At 38.5% G+C, this 18298-nt stretch carries 13 protein-coding genes and 1 pseudogene; 1 reads left to right on the top strand and 13 read right to left on the bottom strand.

Features of this window, described 5'->3' with window-relative positions; genetic code table 11:
• Positions 1-331 precede the first annotated feature (331 nt).
• From CSV79_RS10945 to CSV79_RS10935, 3 genes and pseudogenes are all read right to left on the bottom strand, one after another.
• Entirely contained in the window at positions 332-1303 is a 972-nt protein-coding gene (locus CSV79_RS10945; RefSeq protein WP_099689091.1) for a siderophore ABC transporter substrate-binding protein, read from the bottom strand.
• Positions 1304-1728: 425 nt separating this feature from the next.
• The gene (locus tag CSV79_RS10940) at positions 1729-2298 is read right to left on the bottom strand and encodes a hypothetical protein (protein ID WP_233201425.1); all 570 of its coding nucleotides are present in this window, start codon (positions 2296-2298) and stop codon (positions 1729-1731) included.
• A gap of 507 nt (positions 2299-2805) precedes the next feature.
• A pseudogene (locus tag CSV79_RS10935) lies at positions 2806-3012 on the bottom strand (adenine deaminase C-terminal domain-containing protein); the annotation flags it as partial.
• A gap of 529 nt (positions 3013-3541) precedes the next feature.
• On the opposite strand from CSV79_RS10935, the gene CSV79_RS10930 reads away from it, so the two are divergent.
• The gene (locus tag CSV79_RS10930; RefSeq protein WP_099689089.1) at positions 3542-3763 is read left to right on the top strand and encodes a hypothetical protein; all 222 of its coding nucleotides are present in this window, start codon (positions 3542-3544) and stop codon (positions 3761-3763) included.
• Between the two features lie 502 nt (positions 3764-4265).
• Here the strand turns inward: CSV79_RS10930 and CSV79_RS10925 are convergent.
• From CSV79_RS10925 to ncs1, 10 genes are all read right to left on the bottom strand, one after another.
• On the bottom strand, positions 4266-5219 hold the full coding sequence (locus CSV79_RS10925) for a calcium/sodium antiporter (RefSeq protein ID WP_099689088.1): 954 nt from the start codon (positions 5217-5219) through the stop codon (positions 4266-4268).
• 105 nt (positions 5220-5324) lie between these two features.
• Entirely contained in the window at positions 5325-7085 is a 1761-nt protein-coding gene (gene ade / locus CSV79_RS10920) for an adenine deaminase (RefSeq protein ID WP_099689087.1), read from the bottom strand.
• A gap of 343 nt (positions 7086-7428) precedes the next feature.
• A complete protein-coding gene (locus tag CSV79_RS10915; RefSeq protein WP_199171911.1) occupies positions 7429-8715 on the bottom strand; it encodes a dihydrolipoamide acetyltransferase family protein in 1287 nt (428 codons plus the stop codon).
• Between the two features lie 48 nt (positions 8716-8763).
• A complete protein-coding gene (locus CSV79_RS10910) occupies positions 8764-9744 on the bottom strand; it encodes an alpha-ketoacid dehydrogenase subunit beta (protein WP_099689085.1) in 981 nt (326 codons plus the stop codon).
• A gap of 58 nt (positions 9745-9802) precedes the next feature.
• Positions 9803-10828 carry a pyruvate dehydrogenase (acetyl-transferring) E1 component subunit alpha gene (pdhA, locus tag CSV79_RS10905; protein ID WP_099689084.1) on the bottom strand — a complete coding sequence of 342 codons (1026 nt, stop codon included), beginning with the start codon at positions 10826-10828 and terminating at the stop codon, positions 9803-9805.
• A gap of 517 nt (positions 10829-11345) precedes the next feature.
• A complete protein-coding gene (locus tag CSV79_RS10900) occupies positions 11346-12956 on the bottom strand; it encodes a sigma-54 interaction domain-containing protein (protein WP_099689083.1) in 1611 nt (536 codons plus the stop codon).
• Between the two features lie 207 nt (positions 12957-13163).
• Complete coding sequence (locus tag CSV79_RS10895; RefSeq protein ID WP_158232516.1) at positions 13164-14501, bottom strand: NCS1 family transporter; 1338 nt, start codon at positions 14499-14501, stop codon at positions 13164-13166.
• Positions 14502-14520: 19 nt separating this feature from the next.
• Positions 14521-15774, bottom strand: coding sequence for a Zn-dependent hydrolase (locus CSV79_RS10890; RefSeq protein ID WP_099689081.1), 1254 nt, complete (start codon positions 15772-15774; stop codon positions 14521-14523).
• 54 nt (positions 15775-15828) lie between these two features.
• Positions 15829-16560 carry an aspartate/glutamate racemase family protein gene (locus tag CSV79_RS10885; protein ID WP_099689080.1) on the bottom strand — a complete coding sequence of 244 codons (732 nt, stop codon included), beginning with the start codon at positions 16558-16560 and terminating at the stop codon, positions 15829-15831.
• Positions 16561-16665: 105 nt separating this feature from the next.
• Positions 16666-18090: an NCS1 family nucleobase:cation symporter gene (gene ncs1 / locus CSV79_RS10880; RefSeq protein ID WP_158232515.1), complete on the bottom strand. Its 1425-nt coding sequence runs from the start codon at positions 18088-18090 to the stop codon at positions 16666-16668.
• Between the last annotated feature and the right edge of the window lie 208 nt (positions 18091-18298).

Genomic DNA, 18298 nt, shown 5'->3' with positions numbered 1-18298 from the left:
ACTTCAGCACCTTTCTTATCCTCCGTTTCATCAGTTATCAAATACACTCTAAGTTTAACTGATAGGAGGATGTGTGAGCGAAAAGTGTTCATTTTTATCGAGCAGAAACTGTCCAGTTTAGTTTAGCAGTTACAAAACATTCATGATTGTTTTTCACACAGGTACTTTTTAATATTTCGCATCATATTTCTAACAACCTTACTGATGGAGTTGGTGGTATGTTCACCACTATAGTTTACAAATCATGAAGCACCCCTTCTATCTATAATTAAAGGTACCAGATCCCAAGACAATTCTGAATTGTTTCGGGACCTGGTACCTTTTTAATTATTTAATTCCAATATGCATCTGTATCTTCAATCATTTTTTTCGATGATTGCAATCCACCGCCATAGAACCACGCTTCCGTATCTAGATAAATCACTTTGTCATTTTTATAGGCATTTGTTCTTTTAAACAGCTCATTTTCAAGCACTTGTTTTGCACTAACATGATTAGGATTTAGTACTGCACTACGATCGACAACAAAGATAATGTCTGGGTTTTTCTCTGTAATATATTCAAAATTAATCGATTGGCCAAATCTTGCTTGTTCAATATCCTTATCCACCGCTTTATAGCCTGCTACATCATGGATGAATCCACCGTAACGCGAATCAGGTCCATAAGCGCTTATTTTTCCTTCATTCACCATGACAATCAATGTTTTCGCATCTAGATTTTTTGTTTTTTCTTTAATTGAATCGACTTTTTCATTTATTTCCTTTAGCTCTTTTTCAATTTGCTCTTCTTTATTAAATATTTTTGCGATTGTTTCCATATTGTTTGTAAATGAATCCATATAGTTTGTGAAGTCTATACTCATGTAAATTGTTGGAGCAATACCTTTAAATTCGTCATACATTTCAGCTTGACGATCCCCGATAATAATAAGATCCGGTTTCATTCCATGAATTGCTTCAAAGTCCGGTTCCACTAAACTTCCTACATTTGCATACTCAGATCCGGCATACTTTTTTAAATACTCAGGTACCGCGTTTTGTGGAACACCTGCAACTTCAATGCCTAATGAATCCAACGTATCTAAAACGCCAAAATCCAGTACAACAATTTTTTCTGGTTTTCTTTTCAAGACAACTTCTTTATTATCAAGTTCATGCTTAATTTTTATTTCTGTCGATTCCACAGCTTCTTTATTAGTACTAGACGATTTGTCCACTTGTTTATCAGTTTCTTTCGATCCGCATGCGGAGATAACTAGCATACAGGCAAATATAAATACAAATAATGACCACTTTTTCATTACAAATAACTCCTCTTTTTATAAAGTAAGTAATACCTTGAAATTATTAACGCTTCTAACCAAAATGTTCATATCGTATATTCCTTTTAGTGAGATTCAATTGAATAACTTCATTTGTTTGACATGCCTTTTAGATGCTCTTCGTTCATTACCAAATATGTATATATTTTTTACCTTCCTTTCTTTGTGCAGTAAAAACTTATTCTTTGTGGAAGTGTGTTAACGAGTTGATACAAAAAATGAATAAGGAAAAGGCTAAAATCATTATACAACAAACGATTGATAATGACTATCATTTTCAATTAAAAAAATAGAAAAATACCTTTCTGACAAAATGTCGGGAAGGCATTTTCTTATCTAAGGAACAACGTGTTCACTAGTGGACGCTCACGGTTACATTCCAATTTCAGGCCTTTTCATTCTTCTTATAATTTAGTCACTCTAACAGCCCTGTTAGCTATAGTAGTAATAATAAAAGCACATAACATCGAACTAAGCATCGCAATAATTAACCCTATTACATTACTAGATGCAAAAGGTGCTACGAATGACGGTAAGTACGCAGTTCCTCTTACATCAAACAGACCGACAATCATTCCACCGATACCACCTGACACGATAGCACCAGCAAATACAAATTTATTGGAAAACATGAACGGATAGGCAGATTCCACGAAAGTCCCGAAGCCCATATTAATCATAAAACCAGGTGCTGCGATGGTTGCTTCTCCTTTGTCTCTTGGAAATAAAATGTTCGCCAAGTTAATACCCGCCGCGACCATGACCAAACCGACCATATCCACCGCCCCGAGAAAACTTACACCTGTTTGTTCCATCTCCAACAAAACGATTGGAAGGATTGCAGCGTGATAGATTCCTCCCAATATTGCTGGCCAGATTAACAGTCCTGCGACTGCACCCGCTAGAATCGGAATGAATGCGATGGTTTGTTGAATTGAATAGAGGAACCAGATCCCTACTAAATGGATGCTCAAATGTACGTATAATAAGAATTATATTCATTCAAAATCCATAAAAATAAATCCAAAGCCATTCCAATCCATTCATACAAACTAACAGGTAAATCAATAAACCCTTCCTATGTTAAAACTTTTGACTACTAGTGAAAAAGACGTATTTTCCGTCTAAAATTTCCGCTGCCGCGACTCGTACTTAGACAATTCCGCGGTTTTTGGCGCGCGGGCGTCGGTGGGAAAATTATAGATTTTCTACTGATAGTAAGTCGATTACAAGCTCCATATAAGCTTTTTCATTCACTAATTTCAAGCCACCCTAAACTTCCAATCTATTCCCTATTGATTTATTCATAAAAAATTCAATATACATATGGACCGGATTTGAAGAATACATAGCAGAAAAATATCTTACTGGACTTGTTGTTGATCACGCATAAAAAGAGACGCTATGACCAATTAATGGTCAGAACATCCCAAATAACACAATATTAAAGGTACCGATCTTCACCACACCGAGCACCCTTTTCATTTCATAGAGTCCGCCTGAATCGGAATTTGTCGGAACAGATTGACGTCAAACAAACCGGTGTCCGTCCTCTTCAGTTCAGGAATGACGGGTAAACTCAAAAAGGATAACGTGACAAACAAATGACAGTCAAGAGTGGGATACAGAGTATGCAATTGTTCCAAATCCTCAATGGTCTTCATCGCACTACGATCGGTCATAAGCCCACCTAAGTAAAGGTACCAGACCTGGAACCTTTTTTAAAAACTAGGTTTCAAGACGTTATTTCCTAAGAAATAAATAAGTAAAGGCACCAGTTCCCAAGACAATTCTGAATTATTTCGGGACCTGGTTCTTTTTTAAAGTCCGAACTTACGGTTGGAAATTCGCAATTAATTACTATAAGAGTTTTGTAGTAATTTTTTCCTATGTTACATATAACAAAATTACCAAAATGCGAACTCACATATTGGCCGCTTATTAAATACTAATTCCAACCAAGCCATACACTCAACATGTCTAAAGTATATGTGGCAACACATGGGATGTTAGTGTGTAGCTAAACATTATTTTAAGTACCTGTTAAATACATTCACGTTAAGCCTTATAAATGTAGAAGTTTGTGATTGTCTAAGAAAAGAATACCTACGTGACAAACAAATAGATACACAAAATTACTTGCCCACGTTCTATATCACAATCATCTTCATAAAATGAATGGATACCAACACTCATTTTAAAAAAGGGGAGTAAAGAATGTATGCCATTCATTATTTTGAAAACAACATTGAACTACTGAATATAGCATCACGGAAAATACCGGCCGTGGATGAAAGTGTAAGGATAAAAGGGCGTAACGGAAAAGTGATAAGTGTTGAGAAGGTAAGGGAAACTAAATACTTTGTGGTTATTGAGTTTGAAAAGAAAGTTGAAAAAAGCAACACAAACTTAAGGGGAGCTGGTACGAAAAGAAAATGACTATCTATTGATACCTTGCATTGCTAGAATTCAAAATAGATAGAGGTACTAGGTCCCAAGACAATTCTGAATTGTTTCAGGACCTGGTACTTTCCACAGTCTTTTCCATTCAATAATTACAAGCCATCCTATACTACGTAGCTATTCCCAATTGATTTATTCATATAAAAAATCACTATACATGTGGACCGGATTTGAAGAATACATAGTAGATAAACATCTTACTGGACTTGTTGTTGATCAAGCATAAAAAAAGACGCTTTGACCGATTAATGGTCAGAACGTCTCAAATAGTACAAAATTATAGTGTAGGGTACCTGTGTGCAAAACTTTCATGTTTGTTTAAACATTCATGAAAGCTCCATGCACAAGTACCTTTATTCAATTTTGCGACTCTCAGATTTGATCAATTTCTAAAGATAATTTATTGTACTGTACGCAATTATTTTCATTGATCAAAAGTACCAGCCTTAAAAATATAAGGATACATATATGAGAGTGGTCAATTACGTAAAATGACGTACACTAGATAGATGATGTAGGCTAAAGCGAGCATTAAGCCTTCACGCTTTCCAATAGTTAAGCCTGTCCTCGCGAATATCAATAATACTAACGTCAATACAATCATGATAATGACGTCGATAAATACTTTATCATTCACCGCAATAGGCGTAATGGTGGAAGACGCCCCGAGAACAAACAAGATATTGAAAATATTGCTTCCGACAATATTCCCCAACGCGATTTCACTTTCTTTTTTCAATGCTGCTGAAATCGATGTAACTAATTCTGGTAGCGAGGTACCAATCGCGATAATCGTTAGACCGACTAATGTTTCACTCATGCCGAGGGAATACGCAATTTCTGTCGCGTTATCTACAACCAAATCTCCCCCGAATATAATCGCCGCCAGTCCGACTACCGTAATGATAATGTTTTTTCCCCATTTACCATTCTCCGTCACTTGGGTTAGCACGGCATTTTGACGACTTTTGAGACCTAGTTCGATTATATAATACATAAAGATCGAAAGGAAAAGTAAGAAAACTATTCCATCACTGCGCGTGATCATATTACTACTCAAGCCTTGCAGTGCCATATCACTCATTAACACCAACATGACGATACTTGCCAGCAAAGTGAAAGGGATTTCTTTGCGAATCGTTTCACTCTGAACTTTCAGTGGGAATAGAAACGCGGCGAGTCCAACAACGATGGTAATGTTAAAAATATTACTGCCTACTACATTCCCTACTGCAACATCTGCATTTCCGGCCATCGCTGCAATAATACTGACTGTTGCTTCCGGTGAGCTGGTGCCAAGAGCGACAATTGTCAGTCCGATCAAGATCGGCGGAACTTGAAGCAACCTGGCGATACTAGAAGAACCGTCTACGAAAAAGTCAGCTCCTTTTATTAATAAAACAAATCCGATAAGTAATAACACATAGGACATCTAGTCGTTGCCTCCTCCACGTTATAGGGTATCTGTGCGGTAAACTTTCGTGTTTAGTTAAACATTCATGAAAGTTCAATGCACAGGCACCTTTATTCACGCATTTCAATCCATAGAGCCCGCCTGAATCGGAATGTGTCGGAACAGATTGACGTCAAACAAACCGGTGTCCGTCAACTTCAGTTCAGGAATGACGGGTAAACTCAAAAAAGATAACGTGACAAACAAATGAAAGTCAAGAGCTGGATTCAGAGTATGCAGTGAAGTATGCAACCGTTCTAAATCTTCAATGGTTTCTATCGCACTACGATCGGTCATAAGCCCGCCAATTGGTAATGCAAGTGACGCGAGTACTTTTCCGTCTTGTACGACTACATATCCTCCTTGGATTCGTTGTAACTCTTCGCATGCGACAATCATATCCCGATCATTTGTTCCAAGTGCAATTACATTATGCGAATCATGGGCTACAGTTGTCGCAACCGCTCCACTTTGCAATCCAAAACCGTGTACAATACCTAATCCAATCGTGCCTAAACTATGATGCCTTTCTATTACAGCCAGTTTCAACAAATCCTCTTTGACAGTTGGAATAAATACTCCATTTTCAACAGGGACTTGTATAACTCTTTTATTTGTCATTAATTGATTCGGTATAATTTCCATTACATGTGCCAATCCCGTATTTGTAAAAGGGATTGCAAAATCATCTGCGGTTAATGAAGGAAGGCTAACTGTTTGTGTAATACTGGATGAAGGCGACGGATTCATTGTTTTTTTCGATAACATACGTTGATCCTTCGCAACTTTCACACCGTTCTTCCACACCGCCACTGGTTGAAAACTCTCTAAATCGTCTAGTACTACTAAATCTGCCTCGAATCCTGCGGCTAGTGCCCCTTTAGAAGACAACCCGTAGCATTCCGCTGCATTGAGCGTAGCTAATTGAATAGCCTGAAGTGGTTCCATCCCTTCTTGAATGGCGAGACGAATAGCATGATCAATACTTCCATCCACCAGCAATTCGTCTAAATGCTTGTCGTCCGTGCAAAACAAAAAGCGCCGAGCGTTATAAGGTGTAACCGCAGGCAGCACGTCACGTAAATTTTTAGCAACGGAACCTTCGCGTATCAATACATACATGCCTTGTGTGACACGATCCAGCGCTTCTTCAGCCGTGACACATTCATGATCTGTTTGAATCCCCGCTACACGGTACCCACGGATTTGCTCCGAATTTAGGCCAGCACCATGACCGTCAATCTTTACATTAGCCCCCTGCGCCATTAGAAGTTTGTCTAACATATCTGATTGTGCACCTAGAACGGAAGGGAAATCCATCACTTCGGCTAAGCCTAAGACCGAAGAATGTAACAAAAAAGGCTCTAAGTCCTTCGCACGCAAAACAGCGCCCGCATGTTCAAATGTGGTTGCAGGGACGCTCGAGGGAAGCATGAAGAATATATCCATTTCACAACCCGCAGCATCCTCAATCATGAATTGGATTCCTTTACCACCTGCTACGTTTGCAATTTCATGTGGATCCGTAATGACAGTTGTTACACCATGAGGAAGTAGGATTCTACTGAATTCAGACGGAGTAACAACGGAAGATTCAATGTGTATATGTCCATCAATTAACCCCGGAATCACATATCGTCCTGCTGCATCTTCTTCATTAATTGCTTCGAATAAACCGTGTTCATCTATTGCGACAATAATTCCATCAGTCACTACGATGTCTGCCTGGATCCACCGAAGGGAAAAAACATCAGCAACCTGTGCATTACGTAAAATGAAATCCGCCGGCTGTTTCCGTTGCGATACTAAAATTCGTTTTTCAAGTTGCTTTTTTTCTAATTCCATTTTATTCGTCCCCCTGAAGTGGTATAATGACGGATTTATCGTGCGAAACTCCTTACTACTCGCTAGAAGAAAAAAGCCTCTTGTACTTTTTTCGAATGAATGTTTCCATAATACTTTTTTATTTAGTATACCCGCCAATTTCATTCTAAATCTATACGATATCTCTTATTTAACTTACTATCTTAAAATATAATATTGGGTACCTGTGTGTCAAACATTCGCGTGTGTTTAAACATTCATGATTGTTTCACACACACAGGTACCTTTTTAATAAAATGAACACATAATTAAAGGTACCAGGTCCAAAACAATTCTGAATTGTTTCGGGACCTGGTACCTTATACTAAACTTCCAACACTAACAATCGAGGGTCTTCCAATAATTGTTTAATATAGTTTAAAAACTTTTGTGCCGTAGCCCCATCAATGATGCGATGATCAAAGCTTAACGAAAGGTTCATCATAGAGGCTGCAACAATCTCTTTATTTTTTATGATTGGCTTTTCTGTTATGCGCCCAATGCCAAGTATGGCAACTTCAGGATAATTGATAATCGGGGTAAATATCATTCCTCCCGTTGAGCCAATATTTGTTATTGTAATTGTACTTCCTTTTAATTCGTCTGCATTCAATTTCCCTGCCCGTCCGCGCATAGACAAATCCTTTATTTCACTAGCAATCGCCCATATATTTTTTCGTTCTGCGGATTTGATGACTGGAACTAAAAGACCGTTATCCGTGTCTGTTGCAATTCCGATGTTGTAATACTTTTTGTAAACAATTTCATTTGTTTCTTCATCTATTGAGCTATTCAACACCGGGAACTGGGTCAATCCTGCAATGAGAGCTTTCACTATAAATGGAAGATACGTAAGTTGCACACCTTTTTCCTCTGCAAAAGACTTTGCTTTCGTACGAATAGCTACTAATCCCCCTACTTCTACTTCATCCATAATGGTTACATGTGGAATTGTATACGCTGATTTCACCATTGCATTGGCTATAACCTTACGAATTCCACGGATTGGACTCCTTTCCTCCAACGCTTCTTCCATCAGACTAGGAAGCGATGAAGGAATTTTTTGTTCCTTTTTACTTATCTCATTTTTTCCAATAGGCGCATCGTCAATGTCGGTAGTAGCAATGCGATTCTGTTCATTTTTATCGAAAGCCAATACATCTTCACGGGTAATTCGCTGATCTTTTCCAGTGGGTGTAAGTAAATGTAAAGAAACCCCCTTTTCCCGAGCCAATTTACGCACACTTGGGGTAGCTTTTATCGTTTGCTTACCTTGAATACCTTCTGAAGATGGAGGTACAGCAGCCGATGTTACTGTAGTTGAAGCCATATCCTGCTCTGGTTCTTTATTTTCTACCACATTTTCTGAAGTTGCGTTCGTTACGTCCTTAACCTCCAGTACAAGGATGGTATCTTCGACAGTACAAACTTCTCCTTCTGCTACTTTGATTTCTACCACTTTCCCGGAGAATGGTGAAGGGAGTTCAACTACTGCTTTATCATTTTGAACCTCTGCTATAATGTCATCCTCCACTACGGAGTCTCCCTGTTTTATACGCCATTCTAAAATTTCTCCCTCAAAAATCCCTTCGCCAAGTTCGGGTAGTTTCATTTTTAACGTCCCCAATGTACCAACCTCCGATTCTCTCAATCCGTCGAATTAGTAATCCAAAACAGTATTCAATGCTTCAATCACTCGGGCGGGATTAGGAATCCACTCGTCTTCAATCTGTGCAAATGGATAGATGGTATCCGGTGAAGCCACACGTAAAACGGGAGCTTCCAAGAGGTCAATCCCCTTCTCGTTGATTTGTGCAATAACTTCGGCCGCGATTCCCGAAGTTTTTTGTGCTTCCTGAACAACAATCGCTCGGTTTGTCTTTTCAATTGAAGTCATAATCGTGTCGATATCTAGTGGCTGGATTGTTCGAAGATCGATCACTTCAACCTGAGTCCCCCGTATTTTTTCAATTTCTTCGGCTGCCTGTAATGAGGTGTGAACCATGGCACCATATGTGATGATTGTCACATCATTACCCTTCCGAACCACACTCGCTTGACCAAGTGGGATGGTATAACTTTCTTCAGGGACTTCACCTCGAAAAGAACGATATAATTTCATATGTTCCAGAAATATGACCGGATCGTTATCCCGTATCGATGAAATCAACAGTCCTTTTGCGTCGTACGGATTCGAAGGGATTACTACTTTCAATCCAGGCGTTTGCATCATCAATCCTTCCAAGCTATCCGCATGATTTTCAGGCGTCTTCACTCCTCCTCCGAAAGGCGAACGAAAAGTAATCGGGCTCGTGAATCTTCCCCCGGAGCGATAACGCATTCGTGCAGCTTGTGAAGCAATCGAATCAAATACTTCGAAAACAAAACCGAAAAATTGAATTTCAGCGATGGGACGAAACCCTTGTAGGCCTAAACCAACTGCCAAGCCACCAATTCCCGATTCACCTAGGGGGGTATCAAACACACGCTCTTCACCGTATTTTTGTTGAAGCCCGCTCGTTGCACGGAATACGCCTCCGTTAAGGCCAACATCTTCCCCAAAAACTAACACATTGGTATCTTTTGCTAGTTCGGTGTCCATTGCATTTGTAATGGCTTCAATCATTGTCATTTGAGACATACTATTTTCCCCCTTTCGCCGAAAACGGATTTTTTTGTTCTTCCAAATATGCTGGTGTTTATTCGAACATACTGTCAATTAAGTCTGGAACCGTCATTTTTGGCGTTTCATTCGCCTTTTTAAGGCCATCAGAAATTGCTTGTTCCGCTTCTTTTCTAGCGCTTTCTTCATCCGCTTCTGTCCAAATTCCTTTATTCATCAGGTAGGATCGAAATCGAATGAGTGGATCTTTTTTCTTCCATTCATCTTCTTCCTCTTTCGTTCGATAAAGGGAAGGATTATCGCCTGCCATTGTATGGGGTCCATAGCGATAGGTTAATGCTTCGATTAGAGTCGGTCCTTCCCCATTCCGAGCTCTTTCTGCAGCTTCTTTAACTACTTGATAGACAGCCAATACATCCATGCCGTCTACTTGAATTCCAGGAATCCCTGCTGCAGCTGATTTAGCCGCAATGGATTCAGCCGCTGTCTGTTTTTCTAACGGAACAGAAATGGCATACTGGTTGTTTTGTACGAAGAAAATAGCCGGTACCTTGTACACGCCTGCAAAATTGATACCTTCATAAAAATCTCCTTGCGAAGTCCCACCATCACCAATATAAGCAATTGCAATATTTTTTTGTTTGCGAAGTTTAAAGCCCATCGCTACCCCTGTCGTTTGAATAATTTGTGCCCCAATAATAATTTGTGGCATAAGTACATGTACATCTTCCGGTATCTGGCCCCCATGTTGATGACCTTTAGAATAAAGGAATGACTGATACAAAGGATACCCATGCCAAACCATTTGAGGAATATCCCTGTAGCTTCCAAGAATAAAATCCTCTTTACGTAGCGCGGCCTCACTTCCGACCATACTGGCTTCCTGACCAGAAACAGGTGCCCATAATCCAAGCCTTCCCTGACGGTTTAATTTAATGGCTCGTTCATCCCACACACGGGTGAATACCATTCTCTTCATTAAGGTTCTTAGTTCACTGTCATTAAGTTTAGGTTCAGCAGCTTTATTTACGATCACTCCATCTGAATTAAGTATAGAAAAAACGATGGACTCTTCATTTTTATGTTCATGAACTTTATTCATATCGAAATCACCTCAATAGTATTTTTTCAGTACATATCATTCGTATTTCAATTATCTACCATGCATTTTATAACTATATTTATTGAAATAAAGAATCTTTCTAAGAATGCTAGGCGCCTGAGAATACCTACCGTAATATGACTATTGAATTAAATTTACAAGTGATCGAGGGAATACAAGTATTCTGAATTACAATTTTTTCCTACTTAATCAATGATTGCTTATAACTGTTTCCCGTAGCTTAAACTTCATCATTTCTGATAACTCGATCATTCCGATCGGCTGTTGTAGTGCCCCCCGACATCTACGCCAAATAGTTCCATACTATTCCTCCTTTTCTGTGTTAGCTATTTATATTGCAAGAATGGTGCCAACTTTTAAAACGCTTTCATAACAATACATACCTCTTCATTCAATTATTTTTAAATTGCATTAATGCAATAAAGTTCTCAAAATTTTTGAATTTAATTGTTAGTAAGCATAGAATCAACCTTTTGCAATATTGCATTTTTTTGCATTAACGCAAAGCAATGTTGTGTTTCTTTAACTTTCTGCTAATAGTTGAAATATCCACTTGTAAACTAGTTGACATTTCACTTAAGTTTTTTGATTTTGCTAAAGTTTTGATTAAAATCTGTTTTTCAAACTGATCCATTCTCTCTTTTAAAGAATTATTTTCAAGAGCCTCTATACTTACATAATGCTGCTGGTCTACTATTGATGCAGGTAAATCCGTCATTTCTATTGTGTTTTTTGACGAAGTAATGATTAATCTTTCCATCATATTTTGCAACTCTCTTACATTACCAGGCCAATTATAATACGTTAATTGATCTATAACTTCAGGAGATAGGGAGCGGGATTTTTGATATTTTGTATTGAAAACTTCTAAAAAATGCTGTAGAAAGAAAGGAATATCTTCTTTTCTTTCCCTAAGTGTAGGCATTTGAATGGGTACTACATTAAGACGGTAATATAAATCACTGCGAAACTGTCCCTTTTCTATCATTGTAGTTAAATCTTTATTCGTAGCCGCAATAAATCTTACATTCGCTTTCACTGGCGTCGTTGTTCCGATAGGAGTAAATGTTTTTTCCTGCAAAACATGCAATAACTTTGCTTGAGTCTCTAAGGAAAGCTCACCAATCTCATCTAAAAATAACGTCCCATTTTCAGCTGCTTCAATCAATCCTTTTTTCCCTTGAGGATTTGCCCCCGTAAAAGACCCTTTCACATAGCCAAATAACTCCGATTCGATCAAGTGCTTTGGTAGTACACTGCAATTCACATTAATAAAAGGGAAATCCCTTCTATTACTAGTCTCATGTAAGTATTGGGCGAAAACGCCTTTACCCACTCCGGTTTCCCCTAGAAAGAGAACAGTCACATCCGTTTTTGCTACCTTATTCAATAAATAATATATTTCTTCTACCTTTTTTGATTTGACGATGATCCTATTGTCGTTCTTGTGTCCTTTATGGACTTCTTCTATTAAAAGTTCTACTTCGCGTTCAGCTTCTTTCAGCCTTTCCCGTAATATCGATTCTTCAGTTACATCTTTTGATATATTCAGGATTTTCCCTAGTGAACCATTTTCATTAAAAATTGGGAACCCTCGTACATATAAACGCTTATTGCCTTTTGTTTGTTGGGTTACCGTCACTTCCCTCAATGTTTCTAACACTTTTTTTGTAGATGACAGAGTAACGACTCCCGATTTTTCCAGCTCAAAAATTGATTTACCGACAAATTCATTCACTTCAATCCCCATGATTTTTTTACAGTTTGAGCTAACTCGTTCAATAACCCCTTGATTATTCGCAATGGTTACTAGCTCTCCACTTGAATTCATAATTGACTCTAGATCTTCTTTTAAATTTTTGTACCTTTTACTTGAAACGATGTATTCCTCCGCATGTTCCGAATCAATTTTAGAGACAATTGTACAATTCTTTTGCATATTCCCAATAAAATACGTACTATTCGTTCCCTCGGTATTCACTAATTGTGTTTCTTTGTCTTCTATTAGTCGGGCAAGTTCCTTTGCTTCTTCACAGTTGATTTCCCCCGCTTTTTTTATGTCAGCCCGATAGCTCTTTCCAGCAGAATCTAGTATAAAAGTCTCCAATATTTCGACCTCCACTTGTTAAGTAATTACAAATAATTATATATCAATTGTCCGTAGATTCACATAATTCTAAACTTTAATACATTGCACCTCGATGTAATTGCATCCACCCTATGTTGGCTTGCCACAAAAACACCCCAACCACATCCAATAGGATGCAGCTGGGGTGATGCTTTTGTATTCAGTTGAATCGTAGTATCTTCAGGACTATTCATTGGCTTGTTTGAGCATTTCAGTTCTTTTATGAATAGGATTCAGTTGGCAACCACCCCAATAAAGGATAATACTTAATGGAAGACTTACCATCCATGAGATGGGCAAAAAGATAATACCTATAATTCCGCTAATTAGCAACACGCCAAGTCCCAACCAATTATAGCTTTGTTGTTGACTATAATACTCTTCGACATCGATCTTCTGTTTTCTTACAAGGTAATAGTCAGCTAAAAGTATGCCTAATAACGGCCCTAAAAAAGCGGAGTAGAAGGCGATAAACTGACCAAAGGCCGTACTTGAAAGGAGTAACCATGGGAATGTCGCGATACTCAACACGCCAACAACAACTACAGCCACCCCCCATTTCATGTCAAACATTTCAACTAAGACAAGTGCCGGCGGTTTGATATTAATCGTCAAATTCGTTGTAAATTGAGCTACTACAATAAATATCATCATCGCAACCGCTACTGCCGGACTCGGTATGACAGAAACAAGTGCCTGAATAGGATCCCATATTCCTGTGGTCGCAGCAGATAAAACCCCAATTAATAACATCAAAATAAACATCGGTACGATTCCGAAAAAATGGCCAATCCAATTATTTTTCGGTTTATTTTCTAAAAATCTACCTAAATCCCCATTATTGATGGAAGCAGTTATCAGTACACCAACTGAAGCTGTGATGGCTACAAAAAAGGGCTTTCCCCAACTTCCCGATGACATCCAATTTTCAGTTAAACTTAGACTATCAAGCTGGAGTATCTGATACATAATATAGATTAAAAAGCCCAATACAACGACAGATAACACTGAATCAAACCATTTAATAGATTTTATACCAAAGTAGGCAATCGCTGACTGCGCAATTTGAAACAATATAAAGAAAAACCAAATGTTCCCCCACCCCCAAATCGTCTCGGTGATGAAAACCATTGCGCTTGCTCCAATCCACGAGCCGATTCCATACCAAAATATTGCCGGGATGACACGAATCAAAGAGGCAATACGAGCGCCTTTATACCCGAAGGATGTTCTAGCTTGCACAATAAAGGGAATCCCATATTTTATTCCAGGTGCAGAATTTAAAACAAACAACACCCATAAAATTATTGCTGATATGATAGTAACCCAGACCGCTTGCAAAACATTTAGCGAACCGCTTGGCGGAAGAAATGATTGCCCTACAATGAAAATTTGGATTACTACCATGGAAGAAACCCACATTGCAATGTAGGAAGGCAAGCCAAATATTCGTTCATTATTCGGAATTGGATCCATGGAATTCCTTCTTGAATCCTGAGTCAATTCTGACGATGGTGAAGTCATATTTCCACTCTCCCTTTTCCTATTCATTTAGAAATACTCTTGCGGATTCCAAGAGTACATTCGTACCTTTTGCAATATCATCCTGATCTGCCCACTCGTCAGGATGATGGCTTATACCTTTTCTGCATCTAACAAAAACCATTCCCATTTCCGCTATCTCCGCCAGTAACATGGCATCATGTCCGGCGCCACTGACCATTGTCTTTTGTGGCAACCCTAAAGACTCCATGCTTTTTAACAGCTGATTGGTTACTCTTGGTGCACATGATACTGGAGGGACTCTCATTCCTTCATCAACCCGCCACTGCAACTGACGTTTCTCGCACACCTCATGTACTTTTCCGCACACTTTTTCATAAAGATCTTCTCTTCTCTTCAAATCAATATCCCGTAAATCAAGAGAAAATCTCACTTTACTTGGAATGATATTGCTTCCTCCTGGTTCAACTTCGACGATACCTACAGTTCCAACAGTTTCTTTCATGTTGGGATCACTGCAGACATTTTCAATATAAAGAATAATTTCCGATGCTGCCGGAACTGGATCTTTCCTCAAATGCATAGGAACCGTGCCCGCATGCCCCGCTTCTCCAGTTATGGTGAAATTCATCCAATGTGGACCTGCAATATGCGTTACAATTCCTACCGCACAATCCTCTTCCTCAAGTAAAGGCCCCTGTTCAATATGCATTTCTAAATATACAAATACATCTTTCACGCTCAAGATGGATTGATCGATCTTCTGCGGGTCTATCTCATCAGAAAAATTCAAAAGCGCTTCATAACGTGTAATATTTTTTTCATCTGTTTTTCGCAAGTCTTCTTGGGTTATTTTTCCGACGACGCCTCTACTTCCAAATAGACCATCGTTAAAACGCGAACCTTCTTCTTCACAAAAAGCAATAACTTCTAAAGACCTTTTGTGCGTGAAATTTTCTTCCTTAAGAACTTGCGCGATTTCAATTCCACCCAACACACCGATAATCCCATCAAATCGGCCGCCATTTTTTACTGAATCAATATGCGACCCGATGATCACGGGTGACAATCCCGGTTCTGTTCCCTCTTTACAACCGATTAAATTACCGAAATTATCATAGCGGACAGTCATTCCACTTTCTTTCATCCATCGTGAAACGAGTTTGTGCCCTTTTTTGTCTTCTTCAGTTAATGCCCTCCGAGTGACTCCACCCTTTTCCGTTCTCCCAACTTCACCTAACGCTAATACTCTTTGAAATAATCGAAAAGAATTTATCCTTTGTGAAGTTTGCATTTTGTGCACTCTCCTTTTCACCGTGCTACTAGTTCTTCTACCAACCATGCTTCTTTATTGAGTAAACTGACTTAGTATCCCCGTGTACTCCTTTTTTTCTGGGTACTTATACGTTTTTAATTTACTTGTTTTTTTACCTAAATCCACCAGTACTTCGGCAAATTTAACGCCAGCTACTACTCCATCAATTACTGGTACACCGAACTCTTTCTCTAGACTATCTGCAAAATCTGCCATTCCTGCACATCCTAGAAGAATCGCTTCCGCATGATCTTCTTCAATAGCTCTCTTGCCTTCCTCTTTTAACATGGCCATTCCTCTTTCGGGATCTTTTTCAAAATCTATTACACACAAAGGTGTTGTTCGGATGTTCGCGACTTTTTTACCCATCCCATAAGAATCTACAAGTTCTTCCAACATGGTTTTGATTCTCGGTAATACTGTAACTACTGAAAATCTTGCCGCAAGCATAGAAGCGAGATATAACGATGCCTCCGCAATCCCCACAACAGGTTTATCTGTCATTTCCCTAGCTGCATGTAGACCGGGATCTCCCCAACATGCAATTACAAACGCATCTACACCTTCTTCTTCACCATTTTTTATCTCTTCTAAAACCCCGGGTATACTCAAATACTCGTCATAATATGACTCTATAGAAATCGGCCCCATTTTTGGACTGACAGCAAGTATTTCTGTATCCTCTCGAGCACCATGTTTTGCTGCTTGTTCAATACTTTTTGTCATCTCTAGTGTAGTATTTGGATTAATAACTTTAATTCTCATCGTTTTTCCCCCTATTCAAAAATACGCTTCATTGCTACTTGCTAAGTAAACAAAGAATCAGAGCCTATTTCGGTCAATCACCAAATCGTTTTTTAGTTATGGCCTCTATTCAATTTCATTCACTTTGTTTAAATCAGGGACTAATGGAATTAAGTCTTTTCTTGTAATTTCTGGTTGGTCATAGATTTTACAAATCCAAAACTTCATAAGTACATAATACAATACTGCTGCAATAATCAACGCTGTAAAGAATCCATATTCCGGAAACAGAATGACCGATAATCCAGCTGGTATATACGCAATGATTGCTGCCGGATTAACATTATTCCAATATTTATATTGTCCGTCCACCTTATATAACTCATCAATATTTAATGTTCTTTTTCTCAATACATAATAATCTGCAAACATGATCCCAACAATTGGTGCTAGTACTGCCGTGATAAGGACTAATATTTGTGGTATATATTCAGCGAAGTTCCACGGTTGCATTAATAATCCAACAGTCCCTGCAATAATCGCGCCCGTTGCAAAAGATATCTTCCTAGGGAAAAAGTTTACAATTATATATCCCGGTGGTAAAAGGTTAGCACTAATATTGGTCGACCATTGCGCCAGTATTATAAATAGTAGACAAACTACTAATAAGAAGGGATTATCTTTTCCAATTGTTGCTACCATTACATCAATAGGATTCCAATTCCCGGTTGCAACCCCACTCGTTAATCCTAATATTGTAAACATTAACATAGCCCCAACTAGACCGAATGTGTGGCCAATTAGACTACCTTTGTTTAATTTCCACCAGTTATTTTCACCTTTTATGGCATTCACTTTTAAGAATCGGGTAAAGTCCGGAGCATTTAGAGCCATTGTTATATAGGTTCCCATCATAACAACGACCGCATAGCCCATGGAGGAACCTCCTTCTCCACTTTTTGAAAATATTTCGGTGAATGATAAATTATGACTTTTCATCACAACATATTGAAGATAGATTCCTATTAGTAGAATGCTTGGGGCAGCCAGCCATTGAAACTTTGTAATGGATTTAATACCCATGGCTGTATTAATTATTTGGATTGCACCAAATACGATAATGAGCAATGTTAAATTAGAATATCCGGTTACCATTTCCATAATCACATTCAAAGCATAGGCCCCCATCCAGGTTTGAAATCCAAACCAGAATATGGCGGGAAGTGCTCTTAAAAGAGCAGGAATATGTGTACCTAAATATCCAAAACAAGCTCTTATATAAACAGCGAAAGGAATACCGTACTTAATCCCTATATCTCCGAGTAATGTTAAGAGTAAGGCAACTATCAAATTCCCAATAATACAAGCTATTATTATTTGAGTCGGAGACAAAGCCGGATACAACTGTGCAGCTGCTATAAACGTTACGAGTTGCACGGCAATACCAATCCATAATAATAAAAAGGCAAAAGTTGAAATACTTTTCTCTTTCTCCGTTGTAGGCATTATATCTTTACCGGATAAACTAAGTCCTTTTTCTTTATCCTTCAATACCATCATCTCCTTTGCCAACATGTAATCACGTGGTAATTCTCGGATCAATCTGAGCAGTGCAAAGATCTTAACCGAATCTGAAACCAAATATTTTCAGGGCATTTCTGGAGGACGATTGACCGTTCACATAAGAAAATACGTTTTTCGTCTGGTGGTGAATGAAGAAGAAAATATGAGAGCGAGAAGTTACCCCAACTAATAAATT

It is taken from the genome of Sporosarcina sp. P13, assembly GCF_002743055.1.
Classification (GTDB): Bacteria; Bacillota; Bacilli; order Bacillales_A; family Planococcaceae; genus Sporosarcina.
This window is presented reverse-complemented; position numbering and strand designations above follow the sequence as displayed.